Source organism: Actinoplanes utahensis, assembly GCF_016862455.1.
In the GTDB taxonomy this organism is placed as follows: Bacteria; Actinomycetota; Actinomycetes; order Mycobacteriales; family Micromonosporaceae; genus Actinoplanes; species Actinoplanes utahensis.
Genome location: NZ_BOMZ01000040.1, coordinates 70,386 through 93,624, shown reverse-complemented (window position 1 = coordinate 93,624; position 23,239 = coordinate 70,386). Strand labels below are relative to the sequence as shown.

Genomic DNA, 23,239 nt, shown 5'->3' with positions numbered 1-23,239 from the left:
CCGGCCACCCGCCCCGACCGGCGCGTCAGCTCCCGGACGGCGTCTCCTCGGGCAGGGTGAACGACACCGTCGTCCCGCCGCCCGGGGTCCCGTCCACCCGGATGCGGCCACCGTGCCGTTCCACGATGCGCCAGCAGGTGGACAGCCCGATGCCGTGCCCGTTCGCGGTTCCGTTGCCGAGTCGGGTGAACATGTCGAAGACGCGTTCCCGCTGTTCCGGGGGGATGCCGAGGCCGTTGTCGGCGACCTGGACGGTCCAGCCGCGGCCGTCGTGCCCGGCCGACACCGTGACCCGGCAGGCCCGCGCCGGATCCCGGTACTTGATCGCGTTGCCGATCAGGTTCTGCAGCAGCTGCCGGATCAGCACCGGGTCACCGGCCACCTCCGGCAGCGTCCCGGCCACCTCGACCACCGCCCCGGCCTCCTCGGCCGCCGGCCGCAGATCGGTGCGGACGTGCTCGCAGATGTCCGCCAGATCGGCCGTGGCCCGGCGCACCGGCGCGCGGCCGGCCTGCGCGTAATCGAGCAGCGCCCGGATCAGGTCGCGCATCCGGGTGACCGCCCGGGACGCCGCGTCCGCCCAGCGCAGCGGCTCCCCGTGAACCTCGGCACGGATCTGCTCCAGATAGCCGCCGACCGCGGCCAGCGGCGCCACCAGGTCGTGGCTGACCGCCCCGGCGAAGTTCGACAGATCGGTGTTCGACCGGCGCAGCTCGGTGTTCGCGGCGGCCAACTCCCGGCGGGCGTCCTCGATCACCCGCTGCTGGGCGCGGGCGCTGGTCACGTCGTGCATCGCGACGACCGCGCCCTGCGGGGCGCCGCCCGGCCCGGTCAGGGCCCGGCCGCTGACGCTGACCTGCATCGGCTCCCGGCCCGGGCACTTCACGATCATCTCGGCGCCCCGGACCTCGCCGTCCCGCAGCGCGCGCAGCAGCGGAAGCCGGTGCGGCGCCAGCGGGGTGCGCCCGTCGGTCTCGAACAGCTGATAGCGCCCGGCCCGGTAGGCCGGCTCGACACCGCGGTCCGCGTCCAGTCCGTGCCACTCCCGCGCGGCCCGGTTGAACAGGGTGAGCCGGCCGTTCCGGTCCGCCGCGACCACCGCCACGTCGATCGTGTCCAGCAGCGTGTCGGTCCACCGCTGCCGTTGCTCGGCCAGGGCGGCGAGCTCGGCGTTTATCCGCGCCTGCCGGCGCCGTTCGAACAGCGCCAGGATGATCCGGGCCAGGTCCTCGAGCCGGGCGATCTGGTCCTCGTCCAGCACTCCCGGCACCACGTCGAAGACACACAGCGACCCCAGCGCGTGCCCCTCCGGCGTGACCAGCGGCGCCGACGCGTACAACCGCACCCCCGCGTGCACGCCGGTGACCCACGGATTGTCCTTGAAGTCCGGGTCGACGCTGGCGTCCGGCAGATAGGTGAAGATCCCCGTCTCGAACCGGACCGCACACATCGAATCCGACCGGTCCGAGTCACCACCCTCGAACCCGACGGTGGTGAGCTGACACTGCCGGTTCTCGTCGATCAGATTGAGCGTGGCATGCGGAACCCGGGCCACCGCGGCGGCCACCCGCACCACCGCCTCCAGCTCGTCCCCGGCCGGCGAGTCCAGCAGGCGGTACTCGTGCAGCGCGGCGAGCCGCAGCCGCTCCCGTTCCGTCAGACGTTCCGCCAGATCCACCTAGGTCATATCGGCAGGACCACCCCCGTCCTGACCGGTTCGCCCGGCGCCGTGCCCCAGCTGAACGGTCACGGTCGTACCGCCGCCCGGCGTCGCCCCGATCGTGATCCGCCCACCGTGCCGTTCCACGATCCGCCTGCAGCTCGCCAGCCCGATGCCGGGCCCCGCCGGATGCCCGTCCGGCCGGCCGAACATGCCGAACACCTCGTCGCGCCGCTCCGCCGGGATCCCGGCCCCGTGATCCACGATCCTGATCGTCGTCCCTCCGTCGCCGGCCTCCGCGCTGATCTCGACCCGGCCCGGCCGTTCCGGAGGCCGGCACCGCACCGCGTTCCCGATCAGGTTCTGCAGCAGCTGCCGGATCAGCACCGGGTCACCGGTCACCTCCGGCAGCACACCGGGCACGGTGACCCGCGCCCCGGCCGGCCCGATCTCCGGCTCCAGGTCGCGCACCACCGACGCGATCAAAGGCGTGAGGGGTACGGCCTCCGCGCGCACCGGAGCACTCCCCGCCGCCGCGTACCCGAGCAGCGCGTCGATCAGATCGCGCATCCGGGCGACCGACCGCGCCGCCGCCCCCGCCAGCTCCGCCACCCGCTCCCGCCTCTCACCGGCTCCGGCGCCCGGCAGGTCGGCGTCGTCGAGGTCGGTCAGCAGGTCCAGGTAGCCGCCCACCGCGGCCAGCGGCGCCACCAGGTCGTGGCTGACCGCGCCCGCGAAGTCGGTCAGGTCGGCGTTCGACCGGCGCAGGTCCGCGTTGGCCGCGGCCAGCCGCTGGTGGGCCTCCTGGATGATGCGCCGGCGGGCGCATTCGGCGGTGATGTCCTGCAGTGCGACCACCGCCCCGGCCACCGTGCCGTCGGCGGAGCGCAGCGGCGCGGCGTTCGCCCGTACCGACCGCAGGCTTCCGTCGGGGACCCGGACCGCCATCTCCCGGCCGCGGACCGGTTCCCCGGTGCGCATCACCTTCAGCAGCGGCACCTCGTCGTCGGGCAGCGGGTCGGTGCCGCCCGGCTCGTAGAGCCGGTATCGGGCCGCCGTACCGTGCGGCCCGGCCCGCAGGTCCACGTCGGGTTCGTGCAGTTCGCGGGCGGCCCGGTTGAACAGGGTGACCCGCCCGTCCGAGGCGATCGCGACGACCGCCTCGTCGATGCTGTCCAGCATGGTGGCGGTCCACCGCTCGCGGGACTGGATGGTCTCCTTGAGGGTGGCGGTGAGCCGGGCGTTCCGGCGCCGTTCGAAGAACGCCACGATGATGCCGGCCAGGTCGGTGAGCCGGCCGATCTGGTCCGGGCTGAGTTCGCGCCGGGTGCTGTCGAAGACGCAGAGGGTGCCCATCACGTTGCCGGCCGGGCTGACCAGCGGCGCGGACGCGTAGAACACGACCCGGCCGAGCACACCGGTGACCCACGGGTTGTCGCGGTAGTCGGGTTCCTCCCGGGCGTCGGGCAGGTGCACGAACTCGCCCCGGTCGAGCCGGACGCTGCACAGCGAGTCCTCGCGGGAGCACTGCTGCGCGGCGACACCGACGGTGGTCAGCATGTACTGCCGGGCGTCGTCGAGCAGGTTCAGCGTCGCGGCGGGGACGGCGGCGACGGCGGCGGCGACCCGGACGACGGCTTCCACCTCGGCGGCGGGCGGGGTGTCGAGCAGGTGGTATTCGCGCAGCTCGGCGACCCGCTGCCGCTCCCGCTCGGTCCCGCTCCCGCCCACCTGATGCTCATCGGCACCGGCACGGCGCCGCTGAGCCGCCGTCAGAAGAAGCGGCGGCGCCGGTAGTGCCCGTGGTGGCGATAGTGGCCGTGGTGCCGGTAGTGGCCGTGGTGCCCGTACGCGCCGCCCTGCCCGTAGCCGCCCTGCCCGTAACCGCCGTGCCCGTAGGCGCCGGGGTGCCCGTAGCCCTGCTCGCGGTGGAGCCGGTGGTTCACCTCGCGCAGCGCGCCGTCGACCATCGGATTGTGGCCGCGGTGCGACATGCGCTGCAGCCTCGACGCGACCATGGAGAGCACAAACCTCTTGATCATGCCCAACGCACTGTCTCCTTCACTGCCCGGCTCGCCCGTTCCGGCGAGCCGTCCGGATTCCAGCGTAGGCCGCCGGAGCCAGCCCTGACCTGTACGTTTCCTGTCCGTTTCCGGGATACCCCGGCGGGTGGGCCAGAATGCCGCGATGAGCGTGATCACCTACTTCCGGCGCACCGGCCCGGCCGCCGTCACCGAACTGCGGCGGCTCCTCGGCGAGGATCCGCCGGCGGCGTTCGCGTTCGCGGACGGCCTGCCGGGCACCCACACCGACCGGGCCTGGGCCGGTCTGCGCTTCCTGCTGCTGGACCGGGAGCCGCCGGTGGACGTCTTCGCGGCCGGCGAGCCGTTCACCATCCTCACCGCCGAGGAGGTACGGGCCACCGCCGCCTTCCTGGCGGCCACCCCGTTCACGGCGCTCGCGGCCGGGTACGACCGCGCGCTGATGGCCTCGATCGGCGTCTACCCCGAGGACCTGTGGGAGGCGGACTGGGCGCTGTCCTACCTGGAGGAGGCGTACGTCCGGGTGACCGGCCTGTTCCGTGCCGCCGCGGCAGCCGGTGACCTGGTGACGGCCTGGCGGGCGTGACCCGCGCCCGATGCTCCTCGCTGCGAGATCGACGCGGAACAGTCCGGCTGATCGGCTTCCCGCATCGTCGCCTCGGCAGCGGGTCCGCCGTCTGCGGGCACGGTCAGCTGCTCCGCAGCTGCTCCTCGAGGTGGAAGACCTGGTCCAGGACGACCATGCCCTCGTCGGGGCGGGCCTCGCCGAGGGCCGGGAAGTACTCGGCCATGGCGGCCTGCCAGCGGGCGTTGACCTCGGTGCGGGCCATGGCCGCCTGGGCGGCGGCGAAGTCGTCGGTCTGCAGGGTGCCGACGAGCAGGCCGTCGCCGCGCAGGAAGAGGCGGTAGTCGCGCCAGCCGGTGGCGGCGAGCGCCTGGAGCATCTCCGGCCAGACCGCGGCGTGGACGGCCTTGTACTCGTCCAGCTTCGCCGGGTCCACCTGCAGGGTGAAGCACACGTAGGTCATGCCGCCGACAATAACGTTGCAACCGGCTGGGGCGCAGCGCGGAAAAGGGCCTCAGCAGGTCGGCCGCCGTCGTCGGGCCAGAGCTTGAAGTCCTTGCCCGGCTCGAGGCCCTCGATCACGCTCGCGCGGTGCGGCTGAGCCTCACCGCGCAGGGCCGGGAGGCGGTCGCCACGGCGAAAGCGGTGACCCGGGAGCCGACCGAGGATCTGACCGACGGATTCTCCGCGGACGAGCTGGCAGTGGTGGCGCGCCGGCTGGGACAAATCACACAACGCCTGACCTGACGTCCGGTACTTCCGCTGCCGGGCTGGGCATACCAAGCTGGTCTATGGGTGCCCTGAGGTGAGGGAGTACTGATGAGTCATCGTGTGGTTGTCGTGGGGGCCGGCTTCGGCGGTCTCTTCGCGATCAAGGCGTTGCGCCGGGCGGACGTCGAGATCACCCTGATCAACGGTACGGCGTACCACCTCTTCCAGCCGCTGCTCTACCAGGTGGCGACCGGCATCCTCTCCGAGGGCGAGGTCGCGCCACCGATCCGGGAGGTGCTGCGCCGGCAGAAGAACGTGGACGTGCGCCTCGGCTGGGTGCAGGACGTCGACGTGACCGCGAAGACGGTGTCGGTGGCCGGGCCGGGCATCGACTACACGGTGCCGTACGACACGCTGATCGTCGCGGCCGGCGCCTCGCAGTCGTATTTCGGCAACGACGAGTTCGCCGACTACGCGCCGGGCATGAAGAGCATCGACGACGCCCTGGAGCTGCGGGCCCGGATCTTCGGCGCGTTCGAGGTCGCCGACCTGCACACCGACCCGGAGACGATCGAGCGGTGGATGACGTTCGTGGTGGTCGGGGCGGGCCCGACCGGCACCGAGATGGCCGGGCAGATCGCCGAGCTGGCGCACCGCACGCTGCGCGGGCAGTACCGGCACATCGACTCCCGCAAGGCGCGGATCCTGCTCGTCGACGCGGTCGGCTCGGTGCTGAACACGTTCGGCGACCAGCTCTCCGCCAAGGCCGAGCGGCAGCTGGCGAAGCTGGGCGTCGAGGTGCGGACGAACACGAAGGTGGTGGCCGTCGACGCCACCGGCATCGAGGTGGAGACGGACGGGCACCGGGAGCGGATCCCCACCATGACGAAGGTGTGGGCGGCCGGGGTGGCCGCTCCCCCGCTGGCCCTGAAGCTGGCGGAGGCGACCGGGGCGAAGACCGACCGGGCCGGCCGGATCCAGGTGGAGAAGGACACCAGCCTGCCGGGCCACCCGGAGATCTTCGTGCTCGGCGACATGATGAACCTGGCCGGCGCGGACGGCAGGCCGCTGCCCGGTGTCGCGCAGGTCGCGATCCAGAGCGGCCGGCACGCGGCGGACCAGATCAAGCGCCGGCTGACCGGGAAGGAGACCGGTCAGCCGTTCCGGTACTTCGACAAGGGCAGCCTGGCGACGATCTCCCGCTTCTCGGCGGTGGCGAGCATCTGGAAGCTGCGGCTGTCCGGTTTCCCGGCCTGGGTGGTGTGGGTGGTGGTGCACCTGTTCTACCTGGTCGGCTTCAAGAACCGGGTGACCGCGGTGCTGCACTGGTTCGTTAGCTTCCTCGGCCGGGGCCGCTCGGAGCGGGTCGCCACTCAGCAGCAGGCGTTCGCCCGCCGGGCGATCCGGGCGTACGGCGATCCGTTCCGCCGGGACGAGGCGCTCAACGGGACGTCCATCGGCGCCAATCCGGGTAGGGAGACGGCTGTCGAGCAGGCCAGGTAGCGTGTAGCGGCCCGCTGAAAGTCCTGAGGAAGGCTCACCATTGGTCCCGGTCACTGTTTCCACGCCCGTGGTGTCCCGAGCCAGGACTCTCGCGCCGGTCTTCCATGAGCTGACGCTCTTCCACGGGAGCATGGGCGCCGGCAAGTCGACGCTCGCGCTGCAGAACGCGTACAACCGCCGTCAGGCCGGCCGGCCCGGGATCCTGCTGACCAGCATGGACCGGGCCGGTGCCGGGGTGATGTCGTCGCGGCTCGGGGTGGCCGCCGACGCGATCGAGGTGACCGACGGCACCGAGCTGACGAACCTGATCGCCGAGGAGGTGCCGGCCGGCGGTTTCGTGATCGTCGACGAGGCCCAGTTCCTGCGGCCGGAGCAGGTCGAGCAGCTGGCGTGGGCGGTCGACGAGCTGTGCGTGGACGTGGACTGCTACGCGATCTCCACCGACTTCATGGCCCGGCTGTTCCCGGGCGCGCAGCGGCTGCTCGAACTGGCCGACAACATCGTGTCGCTGCAGGTCGAGGTGACCTGCTGGTGCGGGCGGCCGGGCCGGCAGAACGCCCGGATCGAGAACGGGCGGGTGGCCCGGTCCGGCGCGCAGGTGGCGGTCGGCGACACCTCGGACGCGGCCGAGGTCACCTACCGGGTGCTGTGCCGCCGCCACTGGCGCAACGGCGAGGCCGGCCCGGCCTGACCCTTCCCACCCCGGCAGGTCGTTAGCTAAGCTAAGCATCACCTGCCGGGAGGAGTGCCCGTTTGTCCGCCGCCGCCCCACGCCGGGCTCCCCGAGCCGGCATCCACCCGGACCCTTCGAAGAGCTGGCTGCGGCGGGCGGCGCCGATCGTCCGCGCCCACCGGGCCCTGCTGATCACGTCGCTGGCCCTGTCGTTCGCCGGCCTGATCGTCCAGGTTCAGATCCCCGACCTGGTCCGGGTCGGCATCGACGAGGCGCTGATCGCGCGCACCGCCGACCTGGCGACGTACGTGTGGCTGATCGCCGGGCTGGCCGTCGTCCAGGGCGTGATCAACTTCCTGGCCCGGCTGTACCTGCTGCGCACGGCCTACGAGATGGAGTACGACCTCCGCAACATCGTGTTCGCGCACCTGATGCGGATGTCGTACGGCTTCTACGACCGGGTCCAGTCCGGTGAGCTGATGTCCCGGGCCACCAGCGACATCCGGGCCGTGCAGATGTACCTGGCGTTCGGCCCGTCGATCCTGGTGCAGTGCACGATCGCCGGCATCGCGTTCGCCCTGATGGTGTCGATCAACGCGCCGCTGGCCGTGGTGGCGATGCTGACCATGCCGGTGATCGCGGTCCTCGGCGTACGCATGCGAAAGGCGATCTTCCCGGTCTCCTGGCTGATCCAGTCGCGGCTCGCCGCGGTCGCGACGGTGGTCGACGAGAACATCCAGGGCGTGCGGATCGTGAAGGCGTTCGCGGCGGAGAAACGGCAGCTGGACGGCCTGGCCACGGCGGCGGACGGGGTGCGGTGGGCGTACACCGTCGACGCGCGGATCCGCAGCCGGTGGATGCCGGTGATGGACAACCTGCCGCGGCTCGGGCTGGCGCTGGTGCTGCTGATCGGCGGGCTGATGGTGCTCGACGGGCACACCACGGTCGGCACGATCGTGGCGTTCAACTCCTACGTGCTGATGCTGCAGCCGCCGTTCCGGATGCTCGGCATGATCATCATGATGGGCCAGCGGGCGGCCGCGTCCGCGCAGCGTATCTACGACATCCTGGACACCCCGGCGGAGATCGTCGACCCGGCCGTTCCGGTCGTCCCGGAGCCGCGGGGCGAGATCGAGTTCACCGGAGTGCGGTTCGCGTACCCCGACGGCACCGTCGCTCTGGACGGTCTCGACCTGCACGTCCGGCCCGGGGAGACGGTGGCGCTGGTCGGCGCGACGGGCGGCGGCAAGTCGACGGTCGCGCGGCTCGCCGCACGGTTCTACGACACCGGCGACGGGAAGGTGCTCGTCGACGGCGTGGACGTGCGCGACTACCCCCTCGCGACGCTGCGGCACCGGGTGGGCATCGTGCCGGACGAGCCGTTCCTGTTCTCGGTGTCGCTGCACGACAACATCGCTTTCGGACATCCGTCGGCCGGCCGGGAGGAGGTGGTCGCGGCGGCCCGGGCCGCGGGCGCGGACGGTTTCATCCGCGACCTCCCCCAGGGGTACGACACGGTGGTCGGCGAACGCGGCTACACCCTCTCCGGCGGTCAGCGGCAGCGGGTCGCGATCGCCCGGGCGCTGCTGGTCAATCCGCCCGTGCTGATCCTCGACGACGCCACCAGCGCCATCGACGTCCGGGTCGAGCAGCGGATCCACGAGTCCCTGCACGAGCTGATGCGCGACCGCACCACGATCGTCGTCGCGCACCGGCTCGCCACGATCGGCCTCGCCGACCGGGTCGTGCTGATCGAGAACGGCCGCGCCGTCGCCTCCGGCACCCACGCGGCGCTGCTGGCCTCCGAGCCCCGCTACGCCAGGGTTCTGGCCTCGCACACCGAACAGACCGAGGAGGTGTCCGCGTGAGCATGTTCGGCGGCGGCTTCGGCGGGCCGGGCGGCGGGCCCGGCTCGGGGGCGATCGGCGGGATGGGCGGCACCGGCGCGGGTGGCCGGGACCGGCGGCAGGGCGGCGGCACCCCGTTCGCGGGCATCCCGGCCGAACTGGCGGCCGGTGTCGCCCGGCTGGAATCCGCCGAGCCGGCGAGGCCGGCGCCCGACGAGCCGTTCACCCAGCAACCGGACACCGGCCGGCTGACCCTGTGGTCGCTGCTGTCCGGCCGGCCCGGCCTGCTCGTCGCCGCGGCGGTGGCGGTGCTGATCGAGGCGCTGCTGCTGCAGTCCGGTCCGTACCTGGTGCAGGTCGGCATCGATAGTGGCATCGTCGCCCGGGACGTGCGATGGCTGGTGTTAGCGGCCGTCGCGTTCTTCGTCTCGGTGCTGCTGACCGCGGCCGCGTCGGCGGTGCGGATCCGGCAGAGCGGGCGGCTGGCCGCGTACGCCACCCGTGATCTGCGGGTCCGGGTCTTCGCGCACCTGCAGCGGCTCAGCCTGGACCACTACACCCGGGAGAAGGCCGGGGTCACGATGACCCGGATGACCTCGGACGTGGAGGCGCTGCAACATCTGCTGTCCGAGGGGTTCGCCCAGTTCCTCATCCACGGGCTGACCATGGTGGTGGTCACCGCGGTGCTGGTGCACTACCACGCCGGCCTGGCGGCGATCACGTTGCTGCTGGTCGTACCCCCGCTGCTGGGGTTGTCGCTGTGGTTCCGCAGGGCCGCCGACGCCGGTTACGGCCGGCAGCGCGACGCCATCGCCGCGCTCTTCACCCATCTGTCGGAGAGCCTCTACGGCGTCCGGGTGATCACCGCCCACAACCAGCGCGACGCCCAGGTCGCCGAGCATCGGGAGGTGGTCGGCGGGTACCGCGACGCCAACGATCACACCGGCCGGATCAGCGCCGTCTACGGCCCCGGCACCTCGGTGATCGGCCTGCTCGGCCTGGCGGCGCTGCTGCTGATCGGCGGCCGGATGGTGCTGCGCGGCGAACTGTCGATCGGCGAGCTCACCGCGTTCGTCCTCTACCTGAACGCGTTCTTCCAGCCGGTCCAGCAGCTCGTCCAGCTCTACACCAACTACCAGCAGGCCCGCGCCGCGCTCGGCAAGCTCCGCGGCCTGCTGCGCACCACCCCCGCGGTCGTGGAGAAGCCCGGGGCCGGGGCGCTGCCACCGGCTGAGGGCGCCATCGAGTTGCGGTCCGTCACCTTTGGGTACGACCCCGCGCGCCCCGTCCTGCACGACGTGACCCTGCGGATCGCCCCCGGCGAGACCGTCGCCTGCGTCGGCCCGACCGGCGCCGGCAAGTCCACCCTCGCGAAACTGGTCGCCCGCCTCTACGACCCGGACTCCGGCAGCGTCCTGATCGACGGCCACGACCTGCGCGACGTCACCCTGGACTCGCTGCACCGGCAGGTCGGCGTGGTCCCGCAGGAGCCGTTCCTGTTCGCCGGGACCCTGCGCGACAACATCACCTTCGCCCGCCCGGACGCGCCGGCGTCGCTGATCGAGTCGGCCGTCGACGCGGTCGGCCTGCGGGACCTGGTGGACCGCTCCCCCGGCGGCCTCGACACGGTCCTGCACGAACGCGGCCAGTCGGTGTCCTCCGGCGAGCGGCAGCTGATCGCCCTGGCCCGCGTCTTCGTCGCCGAACCCCGCGTGGTGGTCCTGGACGAGGCCACCTCCAGCCTGGACCTGCGGTCGGAGCTGCGCGTCGAGGCGGCGATCCAGCGGCTGCTCGACGGGCGGACCGCGATCCTGGTCGCGCACCGGCTGTCCACGGCCCGCCGCGCCGACCGGGTGATCGTGGTCGACGACGGCGGCGTCGCCGAACAGGGCGGTCACGACGACCTGGTGGCGGCGGGCGGCGCCTACGCCGCCATGTACGCCACCTGGGAGTCGCACGCGTCCGCGGGTCAGGCGTAGCGCTCCAGCTCTGCCGCCAGGTCCGCGCGCAGCCGGCCGGCCTGGTCGGGGGCCAGCGCCTGCCCGGAGACGTCCGACTCGGCTTCGACGAAGCGTCCCCCGGCCGCCTCGTAGACGGCGAAGCACCTGATGACCGTGCTCTCGCCGGGCTTCAGAGAGACATGATCGGTGCAGGTCCGCACATTCCTGCCCTCGATCACCACACCGACCTCGACCACACCTCCCGCGGGCGCCTGCGCCGCCACGTGCCGGCCGGTCAGCGGCGCCTTGTTGACCACCTTCATCAGCACCATGCAGGTCTCGGTTCCGCACAGCTTGAATTCGGTCTCGCCCTCGAACTCGAAGAGACCGGAGACGTCGGCAGCGGTCGCCGCCTCGGAGGCCGCCGTCCGCAGCTCGGTGAAGAACCGCTGCCGGTCCGGGCCGGCGAGCACGGCGGGCGCCAGCTCCAGCAGGTCGCCGTCCGCCCGCGAAGCCACCGTCACGACCCGGACGAGCCGGGCCGGCGCGGCGATGCTGATCTGATAGACGAACCCGCCGGCGCCGACCGGCCGCACCCCGATGCCGCCGAGCGTGCCGGGGTCCCCGACGACGGGATCGGCCGCCCGGTGACCGGCCATCGCTCCGCCCGCGCCGAGCCCGTCGCCGAGGTCGAATCCGAGGAACTCCGGCGGTACGAGCACCCACCGGTCATGGGTGAACTCGTGCTTACGGTCGTCGTGGATCCCCGCCCAGTGCCAGAAGCTCTGGCCGCCCTTGACGAACGTGCGATCACCGAAGTCCGCCGCTTCGGCGACCTGCCCGTCGACCCGCAGTTCCGCGAGCGCGGTCCCTGCCGCGGTCACCCGGGCGTCGATGGTGAACGGGCTCCGCCCGGCCGGCCGCAGCGTGCCGGTGTAGCGCGCGGCCGGGGCTTCGGCGACCTGACCCGCCAGCGCACGCATGGTCGCGACGGCCTCGGCCTCCACCGGGTCGGCGGGTGCGGCCCGGTTCAGGCGCGGCACGGCGAGCACCACGGCCGTCACCGCCGTGAGCAGAGCCAGCCCGGCACCGCCGAGCACCATGGCGTGGCGGCGCCGCATGCGAAGTCTCATGAACGTTTCCCCAGGTAGCGCGGCAGGCGCCGAAACCTTAGTTGATCATGAAAGGCTCGGGGAAGAGGATGACCCTAACGATATGGCAAATCAGCCATATAGATCATTGCGCATCCAGCGATGCCCGGAGAGGGTCGGGGCATCCCAACGGAGGTGCTTTGTGGACTTGTCACGAACCTTGGCCGGGCGAACGCTGGCCGGATTAGGGACCGCCCTGCTCGCCGCGGCCGTGCTCGCCAACCCGGCGGCGGCCGCCCCCGCCGATACTCCCTCCACCCGTGACTTCGGCAACGGGGCGGAACGCAACGAGGTCGCCGCCGTCGACAACGCGGCGGTCAGCGCCCTGTCGACCCGGTCGCTCCCCGCGGAGCAGCCCGCGTCCACGTGGACGCTGAAGACGTGGAAGGGCTACCCGCGGCAGAACACCCTGCCGGTCTACCCGGAGAACCCGGAAGATCGATCGATCAAGCTGGGGCTCATCCCGTACCACTCCATCGCACCCCGGTTGAACGCCCTGCAGAAGGCCTCGAACCGCGTCTCCGCGGAGATCATCGGGAAGTCGGCCGGAGGCCGTGATCTCTATCTGGTAACCGTGACCGCGCCGGAGTCCGCCGCCGACGCCGCCCGCCAGGACCGCTGGCGGGAACTGATCGAGGACAACCCGTCCGCCGCCGCGCGGGACCGGTCGCTGAAGGCCGGCTACAAGACGCCGGTGTGGATCAACGCGAACATCCACGGCAACGAGTGGGAGGGCACCGACGGCTCGATGCGCGTCATCGAACGCCTCGCCACCGCCACCGACGCCACGACCCGCGACCTCCTCAAGCGCAGCCGGGTCTACCTGACCGTGAGCAACAACCCGGACGGCCGGGTCGCCGGCACCCGGGCCAACGGCGCCGGCTTCGACGTCAACCGGGACTTCGCCACCAACTCGCAGCCCGAGTCGCGAGCCGTGCGCGACGTGGTCATCTCGACGCAGCCGTTCGTCATGCTCGACGAGCACGGCTACACCGGGACCACGCTGATCGAGCCGGCCACCCCGCCGCACGGGCAGAACTACGAGTACGACCTGTACATCAAGCACGCCCTGCCGAACGCGCTCGGCATGGAGAAGGCCATCCAGAAGCTCGGATACCCGGAGACGACGCGTGCCGACATCCCGTTCCGGGACTACGCGCCCGGTGACTGGGACGACTGGCCGCCGATCTTCACCCCGATGTACGCGATGTACCACGGCGCGATCGGCCACACCGTGGAGATCCCGCTGCGGGTCAACAACGCCGACTACACAGGCCTGCCCGTCGAGGAACTGCGGCGCCGGTCGAGGATCAACACCGACGTGGCGGCGGCGACCATCGAGGCGGCCCTGACGTACGCCGACACCAACCGGGCGACGCTGCTCACCGACCAGATCGAGCAGTTCCGCCGCGGCTGGGCCGGCGCGCCCTCCCCGGTGATCCCGGACGGGTTCGTCGACGGGTTCGGCCCCGAGGACCGGTACTCGACGAAGTTCCCGCGCGCCTACGTCATCCCGGCCGGCACGCCCGCCGCCGCCCGCCTCGTCAACCACCTGGTCGCCAACGACATCCGCGTCACCAAGGCACTGCACCCGTTCACGCTGGCCGGCAAGCGGTACTCCGGCGGCACGTACATCGTCGACATGCACCAGCCCAAGCGCGGTCTGGCGAACGTGTTCCTGGAAGCCGGGCGGGACATCTCCGACCTGGTGCCGCAGATGTACGACATCTCCGGCTGGAGCCACCGGCTGCTCTGGGGCGCCGCCGTCGACATCAGCCGGGACGCCGCCCCGCGCGCCGTCACGGTCCCGGTGACCCGGGCCGCCCCGACCGGCGCGGTCGACGCCCCGCACGGGCGCGACCTCAGCCTGTCGCTGCGCGACGGCAACGATGTGCGTGCGGTCAACGAGCTGCTCACGCGCGGCATCAAGGTGCGGCGTACGGCCGCCGGCACCGTCGTGGTCCCGGCCGACGCGCGCGCCGTGGCCACGTCGATCGCGAAGACCTTCGGGGTACGGTTCACCGCCGCCCCGCGCGGCGCCACCGGCCCCGCCGTGGAGCAGCCGGTGATCGCCGCCGCCGTCTCCGCCGACGAGCTGTTCGCCCTGAAGGAGATGGGCTTCGCGGTCCAGACCGTGTCCACGGCCGTCCTCAACGCCGGGTTCGACCTGTCCGGCATCGACACGCTGATCGTGTCGTCCGGCCTGTCCTACACCGGCCTGACCCCGGCCGCCCGCGCCGCCGTCGACGCCTACCTGGCCCGCGGCGGCGGCGTCCTCACCCGCGGGGCGACCGGCGCCGCCTTCAACGCCGCCGCCAAGGTGCTCCCGGCGACCGCGGTGACCGGCCGCGGCGACGCGAACGGCGTCGTCACCGTCACGAACGAGGGCCCGATCGTGGGCGCCGGCTCCCCGCCGCACTCGTTCGTCTACTCGCCGATCTGGTTCACCGGCACCGGCTTCACCGTCGAGCAGCGGTACGGCGCGGATCCGCTGGTGGCCGGCCACTGGCTGCCCACCGACGCCGGCGCCAACGGTCCGGCCCAGGCGGCCGGCCAGGCGGCGGTCGTCTCCGGCAGCACCGCGGGCGGCGGCAACGCCGTCCTGTTCGGCACCGAGCCGCTGTTCCGGGCGCACCCGAAGGGCCTGTACGCCCAGTACGCCCGCGCCCTCTTCTGGACCGCCGGGTAACCGTCCGTACCGGCCCCGTCTCCGGGCGGGGCCGGTATACCGTGCAGTGATGATCGGCGATTTCGTACGGGCGGTCCGAAAGCGGAACCTCGGGGCGTACGGGATCCACGTGCACCGGGCGGGCCACCCACCGGTGGAGCACCGGTTCCGGCCGGACGAGCGGGTCAACCTGTACTCGGTGGCGAAGACGTTCACCGCGGTCGCGCTCGGCCTGGCCGAGGCGGAGGGCCGTCTCACCCTCGACGACCGGCTGCTCGACCACCTGCCCGAACTACGGCCACTGGCGGCCGACGGGTTCGGCGCGGTGACGCTGCGGCACCTGACCACGATGACCAGCGGAACCAGCCACCGGTGGTTCGCGCATCAGCGGATCGACGCGGCCGATCTGCTGCACGAGATCGTCGCGGCACCGCTGGTCGCGGAACCGGGCACGCGGTTCGCGTACACCGGATCGGGTCCCTATGCGGTGGGCCGGGTGATCGCCCGGGTGACCGGCGCGGATCTCCGCGCGTACCTCCTGCCTCGCCTCTTCCAGCCGCTCGGTCTGCACGATCCCACCTGGCGCACCTGCCCGCTGGGCTTCCCGTTCGCGGAGAGCGACCTGTTCCTGACGACGGAGGAGCTGGCCCGTTTCGCGCGTCTGCTGTTGCAGGACGGCGAGTGGGAGGGGCGACGGGTGCTGCCCGCCGGGTTCGCCCGGCGGATGTCCCGGGAGACGGTCGCCTCCAGCCGACGGCCGCCCGGCGGGCCCTACACGCACGGGTACGGTCTGGGCGTGTGGCGGGACCGGGACGGCGCCTATCGGATGGACGGCGCTCACGGCCAGTATGCCGTGATCGATCCGGCCCGCCGCGCCGCCGTGACCGTGACCGCCCACTCCGGCGACGACCAGGCCCTCCTGGCCGCCATCCACGATCTGGTCCTGTCCCGCCTTCCGGTGTGCGAGGTTCAGGGACCCGTGAGCGTGTGAGGCTCGGGCGCGTCCGGCGACCGCCATCGGCACGCGGTCAGGACGGCGGGCCGACGTGCCTGTCGAGCCAGTCGCGCAGCGGGCGGCTGCCGCGCAGGAAGCCCGCGATCCGGTCGCGGGCGGCGGCCGTGCCCATCCACGGGGCGGGCTCCCACTCCTGCCAGGTGGTCAGGCCCTTGTGCCGGAGCAGGCCGATCCGGGGGTGGTCCTTGGGGAAGCCGCGTGGCGCCGTCTTCAGGGTGCCGTGGCCGTGGACTCCGATGCCGGACTTCTCGATCCGGTCGACGAGGCCGCTCAGGGACGGGCCGAGGCGCTCGTCGGCGACCGCTCGCCGGTAGCGGGTGAGCTGGTCTGAGGACATCTGGTACATGCCGCAGCCGGCGGCGAGACCGTCGGCGGAGAGCTGGATGTAGCCGCCGGACTCCAGCCACGCGCCCAGGTGGGTCTTGTAGGGCGTCTTGTCGGCGCTGAACCGCACGTCCCGGTACGGCCGGAAGATCTTGCCGGGGCCGAACTCCGGTTCCAGTTCGGCGAGCAGCTCCTCCATCGGGCCGCGTACCCGGCTGTCGTAGAACGGCTTGTGCGCGGTCCAGTACGTCTTCGAGTTATCCGCGGCGAGACCCTCGTAGAACTCGAGGGCCTCGCTCGGCCAGCCGGCGAACGTCACCAGCAGAGCATGCCATCACGAGGCGAGCGCGAGGAACCGTCCGCCCTCCGCGTCGCCGAGCCGCCCAGGGCGAACCCGTGAACCCGGGCCGAAGATCTAGGGCTGGTGGCCGAGCCGGACGGAGAGGCGGGACGCGGCGGCGAGGAGATCGGCGACGGTCTGCCCGGTGCCCGGCTCGAACCGCGGCGCCGGCCCGGCCACGCTGATCACGGCGACCACCCGGGCGTCGTGGTCGAAGATCGGGGCGGCGACCGACGCGGCGCCGGCCTGGCGTTCCCCGAGCGACGTCGCGTACCCCCGCTTGCGGATCGCGGCCAGGTCCTTGCGCAGGGTCGCCGGGTCGGTGATGGTCTGGTCGGTGACCGCCGCGAGAGGGCGCCGGGCCAGATAGGCGTCGACCTCGAAGTCCGGCAGGAACGCCAGGAACGCCTTCGACGAGGCGCCGGCGTTCAGCGGGGACGGGATGCCGAGGCTCACCTCCAGGCGCAGCTCCTGACCGGAGACGACCTGGTCGACGTAGAGCCGGGTGTCACCGCGGCGCAGTGACAGGGTGGCGGTCTCGCGGGTGCGCTCGGACAGGCGCCTCAACTCGGGGGCGGCCATCGCGCGCACGTCGGTGCGGGCCAGGTAGGCGCGGCCGAGGGCGACGGCGGCGGGACCGAGCGCGTACCGCCGGGTGGACGGGTCGACGGTGATCAGCTCGCGGCTGCGCAGCGCGGTGAGGATGCGGTGCACGGCGGCCTTGGTGAGGCCGAGCGCGGTGGCGATCTCGGTGACGCCGAGGTCGGGCTGCTCGGTCCGCCCGAAGTGGAGCAGCACGTCCATGGCCCGCTCGACGGCGGCGATGGAACGGGACTGGCGCTCGTCCTCAGCAGGGCCCGGCGTCGGCGTCGGCGTCGGCGTCGGCGTCGGCGTCGGCACAGCGAAACCCCCAGCGAACAGGTGCGGAAGAACTCTGCCGCACTCTAGCCTGCCATTTCGCCCCGTGGAACGCCGTACCGTTCCCGGGTCGACCGGCCGTCGGCACGCCGGACGGCTTCGGCCCGCACCCCCGGTCCCGGCCGACCGTGCCGAGCGGCGCCCGCGTGCGGCGAGGAAGATCCAGTCATGACTGCCACCGCACTGCGAGCGATTCTCGCCGAGAACCGGGTCACCCACGTCCCCGGCGTCTACGACCCGGTCACCGCGGCGCTCGCCGTGGCGGCCGGCCACCGGGCCGTGCACCTGTCCGGCGCCGCCGTCGCGGCGATCATGCTGGGCCGGCCGGACCTCGAGTTCGTGCCCGGCGCCCGGATCGCCGACCGGGCGTCCACACTGGTCCCCGCGCTCGGCGGGGTGCCGCTGATCGCCGACGCCGACACCGGGTACGGCGATCCGCTGCACGCCGTGTGGACCGCTCTGGCCTACTCCCGCGCCGGGATCACCGGCCTGCACCTGGACGACCGGGGCAACCCGGGACCCGGCGGCCGCCCGGCCGGCAAGGAGGTGCTCCCGATCGGCGAGGCGGCCGCGACGATCACCGCCCTGGCCGATCAGGTGCCGGAGATGGTGCTGATCGCCCGGACCGGCGCCACGGCGCACGGGCTCGACGAGACGATCGTGCGGTGCCGCGCCTACGCCGAGGCGGGCGCCGACGCGATCCTCCCGGCGGGGGTGGACGGCGTGGACGACCTCCGGCGGATCCACCGCGCGCTTCCCGGCGTACCCCTGGTGGTCGATCGCAGTGAGGCCGGCGGCGTGCGGCCCGCCGCCACCGACGCCGATCTTCTCGCCGCGGGGGTCCGGCTGGTGCTGCACCCGATGGCGGCGCTGCTCGCCGCGACTCGGGCCGCGTCCCTGGCCTACCGGGCGATCGCCGACACCGGCGCCGCCGAACCGGTCGACCGGATGCCGTGGGCCGCGTTCACCGCCCTCGCCGGCCGGGACGAGGCGCTCGACCCCGACGCCCGTCACGTCCCGACAGGCTTGCAGACATGACCCGCATCCCGGTCGCGGTGACCGGGCGGGCGGTCAGCGGGGTGGGGCGGTGTGGCGGCGCGAGTCGACGGTGACCGCTGCGAGGGTGATGAGCGTGACGGCGGACAGGGTGGCCAGCGCGGGCATCGCCGTGCCGGCCACGGCGAACGGGACGATCAGCAGGGCCGCCACCGGCAGGGCCGCATCGAGGCGGCCGGTGACGCGCCGGCGGAAGGCGGCCTGGGCCAGCAGGTGCAGGGCGAGGCCACCGGTCAGCGCGGCCAGCGCCACACCCTTGAGCGGGTCGGTCAGCGTGTGCGCCTGCTCGTCGCCGACGTATTCGAGGGTCTTCTTCAGGCCCAGGGCGAGCAGCACGATCCCGGCGATCAGCGGCAGGTGCAGGAAACTGTAGGCGTCCCGGGCGAGGGCGGCACGCTCGCCGTCGCCCGCCGCGGCCAGGGCGTGTTCCCCGGCCGCGGAGCTGAATCCGAAGTACGCCCACCAGAGCCCACCGGCCAGCGCCAGGCCCAGTGCGGAGGCGACGACGATCGGCCAGGAGATCGGCAGCCGCGCCACGCCGACACCGATCGCCACGATGGACTCGCCGAGGGCGACGATGACGATGAGGCCGTGCCGTTCGGCGAAGTGCCCGGCCGAGCGGAGGCGCCAGCCGCGCACCCCACCGAAGTAGGTGCCGGCGTAGTCGACGATCAGCGCCGCCACCCACAGCCAGATCCGGGCCGTGCCCTCGGTCGCGGCGGCGGCCAGCAGCAGCACGGTGCCGCCCAGCATCGCGGGCGTGAACCGCAGCACCTGGCCGCGGAGCGCGACGTCACCACGGGACGCGGCGTAGAACAGCAGCAGGTGCAGCGCACGGAAGACGAAGTAGCACACCGCCACGACGACCGGCCCGGACAGCCCGCCGGGGGCGTCGCCGAACGCCTCCGGAATGGCCAGGGCCAGCACGAACATCGCCGCCATCGCCGCGAACATGACGAACCGCGCGATCCCCTGGTCGGCGCGGACCAGGTTGGCGAGCCAGGCGTACCCGGTCCAGCTCCACCACAGCAACGCCACCACGAGCAGGCCGCGCAGCAGGCCGGCCCCGCTCAGCCCGGCGGCCATGGTGGCGGTGACCTGGGTCAGGGCGAAGACGAACACCAGGTCGAGGAAGAGCTCCAAGGGCGAGACGGCGCCGGTCTCCGGCATCGCCCGCAGATCGAGCCGCGGTCGGGTCATGCGCCCATGTAAGCATGTAATCATCGCTCGGCGCCGCCCCGCACGCGCCCACCGGCCGGTCTCTGCGGGGCGGGCTCGCCGTCCGGGGCCGGGCGGTCAGGCGCGGGTGTACGTCATGGTCCAGTTGGGCTCCCAGGTCCGGCCGTTGTCGCGGGAGAACCGTTGTTCCCAGCGGGCGGAGGTGGGGGTGATGTCGTACCAGATGAAGTGGGCCTTGATGGGTTCGCCGTCGTGGGTGTCGTCGCCGTGGAAGTCGCCGCGGCCGCCGGTGAAGACCCCGGACACGGGCGGGTAGAGGAGGCCGGTTCGGCTGCTCGCCCAGTAGAGCGACCAGGTCCTCTGCTCGCGGTCGAAGAGGCGCAGGGTGAGGCCGCCGCTGTTCAGGGTCGGAAAGGTGATCTCCTCGGCGTTCCGTCGTTCATGGCGGTGATCATCACCGGACATCCCTGACATCCCCTGTCAGGCTGCTCTCCCTTCTCCTGAACAGCGACGTGGGGTCGTGGGCGGCGCGCAGGCGGGGAGGCGGGCGGTGTTCTCCAGGTGGCAGGCGCGGTCGGGCAGGCCCGGTTCGGGGAAGTTCGGGTAGGCGCCGCCGGTGCCGAACGGGTGGGTCAGGCCGTACGACTCGCGAACCGGCCGTCCGGGATCTCGTCGCCGGCCAGCCACCGTTTGACCGTGCGATGGGTGCCGTCATGCCGGTCGTCGGTCGCGGGCGGTACGCCGAGACGCCGGATCAGGTCGTCCACGGCGGCGCCGGCCGGTGCGGCGCCGGAGACGGAGATCCGCGGCGGGGCCGCCGGGTCCCGCGGGGCGGTGACGACCAGGCTGGGCGCCCGGGTACGTGCGGTGGTCGATCGCGGGTCACAGGGCGGGCAGGAGTTCGCCGGCGCGGGGCTCCCGGCGCTGATCGAGCCAGAACAGGTAACCACGCAGGTACGCCTCCAGACCGTCGTCGAGATAGGCGATGTAGTCGCGGTGCCCCTGGGCGGCGTCGTGATAGTGGCTCAGGTACGTCGGGTCGGCGTTGAACCCCCAGTGCGGATGGGTGTCCGCTCCCCAGTCGGCGGCGATCGCGACCGCCCACTCCCGCACCCGGCCCCGGTCGCGCCACCAGTCGCGGACGGCAGCGATGGTCCAGTGGTCGTCGCCGTCCCAGTTGTACCCCTGATACAGCTCGGCCCGGCAGCCGTTGATCACCGCTGCGGTCTCGGCTTCGTTCACCGGCTGGCGGTAGATGAACTCGGACCCGAATCCGCCACCGAGATCGTCGTCGTAACAGATGTGCGCCGGAGCGTCCAGCCGCCCGATCGCCAGGCTGTCGGTCTCGCCGGCGTAGAACGGCCCCGGAACGTTGCGCCAGTTCCGCTGCTCCCAGCGCCCGGTGAGGAACGGCCCGTCGACCAGCCGCCGGGCCGTGGGCAGCGGATCCCAGTAGCCGGTCACGCCGGGAGCAGGGCGAGCTGGTGGCGGACGGCGGCGGTGACGCGGCGATGGTCGCCGGTGGCGAGCAGGTCGAGGAGAGCACCGCGGAGCACCGCGAGGGCGAGGGTACGCCGGGCGGCGCCGTCCGGGCTGTCGCGTTCGGCGGCGGGCTGGCAGGTGGCGAGGACGGCGAGCCAGTCGTGGACGGTGGCGGCGGCGAAACCGCCCCACACCCCGTCCGGTTCGACGAGGGACGTGGCGTAGGTCTCGGCCCACAGTTTCAGCAGCTGCCGGTGGGTGGGGTCGGCGAGCCAGGACCACAGCCGCTCGACGGTCGCGGGCAGGCCGGGGACCGGATCGCCGACCTGCTCCAGGATGGCGAGCTCATCCGCGCGGGCGCGGGACAGCACCGCGCGGATCAGACCCTCCTTGTTGCCGAAAAGGAAGACGAGGACGCGCGGGCTGGAGCCGATCGCGGCGGCGAGAGGGCGCAGGGACAGCCGGGCCAGGCCGTTGACCAGCGCGTACCGATAGGCGGCTTCCAGCAGTTCGGCTTTGCGGGCCGACGGGTTGGCGGCTTCCTCGTTCACCGGTGTAGCTTACCGTCCACTGAAACGACTGTTTCAGCGGGAGGCGTTGATGGGAACAGAGCGCGGCGTCGCGATACGCCCCGCGGACCGGCCGGGAGACCTCGGCTGGATCGTGATGGCGCACGGCGAGATCTACAGCGAGCAGTTCGGCTGGACCACCGACTTCGAGGCGAAGGTCGCGGGCATCGTCGCCGCGTTCGCCGCCCGTCACGACCCGGCACGGGAGGCGGCCTGGATCGCCGAGGCCGACGGCCGGCGGGCCGGGAGCATCGCGCTGGTCGCCGGCGACGAGCCGGGCACCGCACGGCTGCGCGTCCTGCTGGTCACCCCGGGCGCGCGCGGGCTCGGCCTGGGCAGCCGCCTGGTCGCCGAGTGCCTGGCCTTCGCCCGCACGGCCGGATATCAGCGGGTCGTGCTGTGGACCGTGGACACGCTCGGGTCCGCGCGCCGCATCTACCAGGCCGCCGGTTTCCTGCTGACCAGCGAGGAGCCGCAGTTCAGCTTCGGGCACGAGGTGGTCGGCCAGAACTGGGAGCTGGACCTGGGAGAGCAACGTCTCACTTGATCAAGTCGTGTCCTGGGGTCGGTAGGGTCGCCCGGCCACCTCAGAGGAGAAGAGATCAGATGAGCAAGTTCAAGGCCGGAATCGCCGCACTCGCCGCCGGCGCCATGCTGCTCGGCGGCTGCGGGAGCAACGACAGCGCCGAGCCCGCCGCCACCGCGGCGTCGCAGGCGCCGGCCGGCAACGGGGTGGCCGCGCTCACCGCCGACGAGATCCTGACCAAGGCCCGGGAGGCGCTGACGAAGGCCGGCTCGTACCACGTCAAGGGCGGCGCCACCTCCGAAGGCCAGTCCATGACCATGGACTTCCGGGTCTCGGGCGCGGACCTCGTCGGGACGATGTCGATCAGCAAGGGTGCCGAGATCGCGCTGCTGAAGGTCGGCGGCAAGCAGTACATGCGGCCGTCCGAGGGCTTCTGGTCGACGCTCGGCCTCGGCGCCACCGCCAAGCAGGCGTCCGCCGCGCTGGGCACCAAGTGGCTGGAGGTGCCGGCCTCGAACAAGGACATGTCCGGCATCTTCCAGATCTGGAACGTCGACGAGCTGCTGTCGCCGACCGGCACCGCCAGCAAGGGCGAGACCGCCGACGTCGACGGCAAGCCGGCGATCGTCGTGACCGACAGCAGCGACGCCGAGTCGAAGGTGTTCGTGGCGACGACCGGGGAGCCGTACCTGCTGAAGATCGGCAACACGGCCGGCGACGCGCTCGTCTTCACCGAGTTCGGCGCGACCTTCGCCGACCTCAAGGCGCCGGCCGCCGGCCAGGTCATCGACATGGCGACCCTGACCGGCAAGAAGTAACGGATCAGCGGACCCGGTGACGCGGGTGGGTCGCCTCCGGCGTGTCGACCACCCGGACGATCTCCCGGACGGTCGCCCCGGACGGTCGCTCGAACCGCCCGTCCGGGGTGACGAACCAGTCGTGCAGCCCGCCGAGCCCGCCGTCGGGCGCGCTGATGTACCCATCCACCGACATCGACATGTAGCGAACCGAGACCGTCATGTCCGGTAGACCGGCGAGAACGGCGAAGCTGAGCGGATCGGGGGGCGGGA

Annotated in this window: 24 protein-coding genes; 11 read left to right on the top strand and 13 right to left on the bottom strand. The window is 72.6% G+C overall.

Annotated elements, in window-relative coordinates:
* Nucleotides 1-25: 25 nt before the first annotated feature.
* The 3 genes from Aut01nite_RS14910 to Aut01nite_RS14900 are packed head-to-tail and all read right to left on the bottom strand — an operon-like array spanning nt 26 to nt 3,702.
* Nucleotides 26-1,678 (bottom strand): sensor histidine kinase, encoded by a 1,653-nt coding sequence (locus Aut01nite_RS14910; protein WP_236642581.1) that lies wholly within the window; start codon nt 1,676-1,678, stop codon nt 26-28.
* A complete protein-coding gene (locus tag Aut01nite_RS14905) occupies nt 1,679-3,391 on the bottom strand; it encodes a sensor histidine kinase (RefSeq protein ID WP_063958729.1) in 1,713 nt (570 codons plus the stop codon).
* 41 nt (nt 3,392-3,432) lie between these two features.
* Complete coding sequence (locus tag Aut01nite_RS14900; protein ID WP_152628544.1) at nt 3,433-3,702, bottom strand: hypothetical protein; 270 nt, start codon at nt 3,700-3,702, stop codon at nt 3,433-3,435.
* 145 nt (nt 3,703-3,847) lie between these two features.
* Between Aut01nite_RS14900 and Aut01nite_RS14895 the strand changes: the two genes are divergently transcribed.
* Nucleotides 3,848-4,288 (top strand): DUF1877 family protein, encoded by a 441-nt coding sequence (locus Aut01nite_RS14895; protein WP_052163363.1) that lies wholly within the window; start codon nt 3,848-3,850, stop codon nt 4,286-4,288.
* Nucleotides 4,289-4,391: 103 nt separating this feature from the next.
* Here the strand turns inward: Aut01nite_RS14895 and Aut01nite_RS14890 are convergent, their stop codons facing one another.
* A complete protein-coding gene (locus Aut01nite_RS14890) occupies nt 4,392-4,730 on the bottom strand; it encodes an L-rhamnose mutarotase (RefSeq protein ID WP_043523473.1) in 339 nt (112 codons plus the stop codon).
* Between the two features lie 128 nt (nt 4,731-4,858).
* Here Aut01nite_RS14890 and Aut01nite_RS14885 point away from each other — a divergent pair, with 128 nt between their 5' ends.
* From Aut01nite_RS14885 to Aut01nite_RS14865, 5 genes are all read left to right on the top strand, one after another.
* Nucleotides 4,859-5,014 (top strand): winged helix DNA-binding protein, encoded by a 156-nt coding sequence (locus Aut01nite_RS14885; protein WP_161790594.1) that lies wholly within the window; start codon nt 4,859-4,861, stop codon nt 5,012-5,014.
* Between the two features lie 72 nt (nt 5,015-5,086).
* Nucleotides 5,087-6,481 carry an NAD(P)/FAD-dependent oxidoreductase gene (locus Aut01nite_RS14880; RefSeq protein WP_052163362.1) on the top strand — a complete coding sequence of 465 codons (1,395 nt, stop codon included), beginning with the start codon at nt 5,087-5,089 and terminating at the stop codon, nt 6,479-6,481.
* Between the two features lie 70 nt (nt 6,482-6,551).
* On the top strand, nt 6,552-7,172 hold the full coding sequence (locus Aut01nite_RS14875) for a thymidine kinase (RefSeq protein WP_043523560.1): 621 nt from the start codon (nt 6,552-6,554) through the stop codon (nt 7,170-7,172).
* Between the two features lie 62 nt (nt 7,173-7,234).
* Entirely contained in the window at nt 7,235-9,022 is a 1,788-nt protein-coding gene (locus Aut01nite_RS14870; protein WP_043523472.1) for an ABC transporter ATP-binding protein, read from the top strand.
* Nucleotides 9,023-9,024: 2 nt separating this feature from the next.
* On the top strand, nt 9,025-10,980 hold the full coding sequence (locus Aut01nite_RS14865) for an ABC transporter ATP-binding protein (RefSeq protein WP_152628557.1): 1,956 nt from the start codon (nt 9,025-9,027) through the stop codon (nt 10,978-10,980).
* Here Aut01nite_RS14865 and Aut01nite_RS14860 read toward each other — a convergent pair.
* Nucleotides 10,971-12,074 carry a hypothetical protein gene (locus tag Aut01nite_RS14860; RefSeq protein WP_152628543.1) on the bottom strand — a complete coding sequence of 368 codons (1,104 nt, stop codon included), beginning with the start codon at nt 12,072-12,074 and terminating at the stop codon, nt 10,971-10,973. The genes Aut01nite_RS14865 and Aut01nite_RS14860 overlap by 10 nt on opposite strands.
* A 166-nt stretch (nt 12,075-12,240) precedes the next feature.
* On the opposite strand from Aut01nite_RS14860, the gene Aut01nite_RS14855 reads away from it, so the two are divergent.
* On the top strand, nt 12,241-14,781 hold the full coding sequence (locus Aut01nite_RS14855; protein WP_236642580.1) for a M14 family zinc carboxypeptidase: 2,541 nt from the start codon (nt 12,241-12,243) through the stop codon (nt 14,779-14,781).
* Between the two features lie 49 nt (nt 14,782-14,830).
* Nucleotides 14,831-15,751: a serine hydrolase domain-containing protein gene (locus Aut01nite_RS14850; protein WP_052163385.1), complete on the top strand. Its 921-nt coding sequence runs from the start codon at nt 14,831-14,833 to the stop codon at nt 15,749-15,751.
* Between the two features lie 37 nt (nt 15,752-15,788).
* Here the strand turns inward: Aut01nite_RS14850 and Aut01nite_RS14845 are convergent, their stop codons facing one another.
* Together Aut01nite_RS14845 and Aut01nite_RS14840 are read right to left on the bottom strand one after the other, a co-directional pair.
* Nucleotides 15,789-16,418 carry a DUF2461 domain-containing protein gene (locus Aut01nite_RS14845; RefSeq protein WP_043523468.1) on the bottom strand — a complete coding sequence of 210 codons (630 nt, stop codon included), beginning with the start codon at nt 16,416-16,418 and terminating at the stop codon, nt 15,789-15,791.
* Between the two features lie 96 nt (nt 16,419-16,514).
* Nucleotides 16,515-17,339, bottom strand: a complete 825-nt coding sequence (locus tag Aut01nite_RS14840) for an IclR family transcriptional regulator (RefSeq protein ID WP_052163360.1) — start codon at nt 17,337-17,339, stop codon at nt 16,515-16,517.
* Between the two features lie 186 nt (nt 17,340-17,525).
* On the opposite strand from Aut01nite_RS14840, the gene Aut01nite_RS14835 reads away from it, so the two are divergent.
* Nucleotides 17,526-18,395, top strand: coding sequence for an isocitrate lyase/PEP mutase family protein (locus Aut01nite_RS14835; protein WP_043523467.1), 870 nt, complete (start codon nt 17,526-17,528; stop codon nt 18,393-18,395).
* 33 nt (nt 18,396-18,428) lie between these two features.
* Here the strand turns inward: Aut01nite_RS14835 and Aut01nite_RS14830 are convergent, their stop codons facing one another.
* From Aut01nite_RS14830 to Aut01nite_RS14815, 5 genes are all read right to left on the bottom strand, one after another.
* Nucleotides 18,429-19,613, bottom strand: coding sequence for a low temperature requirement protein A (locus Aut01nite_RS14830; RefSeq protein ID WP_043523466.1), 1,185 nt, complete (start codon nt 19,611-19,613; stop codon nt 18,429-18,431).
* Nucleotides 19,614-19,709: 96 nt separating this feature from the next.
* Nucleotides 19,710-20,057, bottom strand: a complete 348-nt coding sequence (locus Aut01nite_RS14825) for a hypothetical protein (RefSeq protein ID WP_201775458.1) — start codon at nt 20,055-20,057, stop codon at nt 19,710-19,712.
* Nucleotides 20,058-20,224: 167 nt separating this feature from the next.
* On the bottom strand, nt 20,225-20,359 hold the full coding sequence (locus tag Aut01nite_RS44295) for a hypothetical protein (protein WP_268871689.1): 135 nt from the start codon (nt 20,357-20,359) through the stop codon (nt 20,225-20,227).
* Between the two features lie 115 nt (nt 20,360-20,474).
* A complete protein-coding gene (locus Aut01nite_RS14820) occupies nt 20,475-21,056 on the bottom strand; it encodes a hypothetical protein (RefSeq protein WP_052163359.1) in 582 nt (193 codons plus the stop codon).
* A complete protein-coding gene (locus tag Aut01nite_RS14815; protein WP_043523465.1) occupies nt 21,053-21,625 on the bottom strand; it encodes a TetR/AcrR family transcriptional regulator in 573 nt (190 codons plus the stop codon). The genes Aut01nite_RS14820 and Aut01nite_RS14815 overlap by 4 nt, the downstream gene beginning before the upstream one ends.
* 49 nt (nt 21,626-21,674) lie before the next feature.
* On the opposite strand from Aut01nite_RS14815, the gene Aut01nite_RS14810 reads away from it, so the two are divergent.
* Complete coding sequence (locus tag Aut01nite_RS14810) at nt 21,675-22,190, top strand: GNAT family N-acetyltransferase (protein ID WP_043523464.1); 516 nt, start codon at nt 21,675-21,677, stop codon at nt 22,188-22,190.
* A gap of 59 nt (nt 22,191-22,249) precedes the next feature.
* Nucleotides 22,250-22,987 (top strand): hypothetical protein, encoded by a 738-nt coding sequence (locus Aut01nite_RS14805; protein WP_043523463.1) that lies wholly within the window; start codon nt 22,250-22,252, stop codon nt 22,985-22,987.
* Between the two features lie 4 nt (nt 22,988-22,991).
* On the opposite strand, the gene Aut01nite_RS14800 is transcribed toward Aut01nite_RS14805, so the two are convergent.
* Nucleotides 22,992-23,189 (bottom strand): hypothetical protein, encoded by a 198-nt coding sequence (locus Aut01nite_RS14800; protein ID WP_043523462.1) that lies wholly within the window; start codon nt 23,187-23,189, stop codon nt 22,992-22,994.
* Nucleotides 23,190-23,239: the final 50 nt, after the last annotated feature.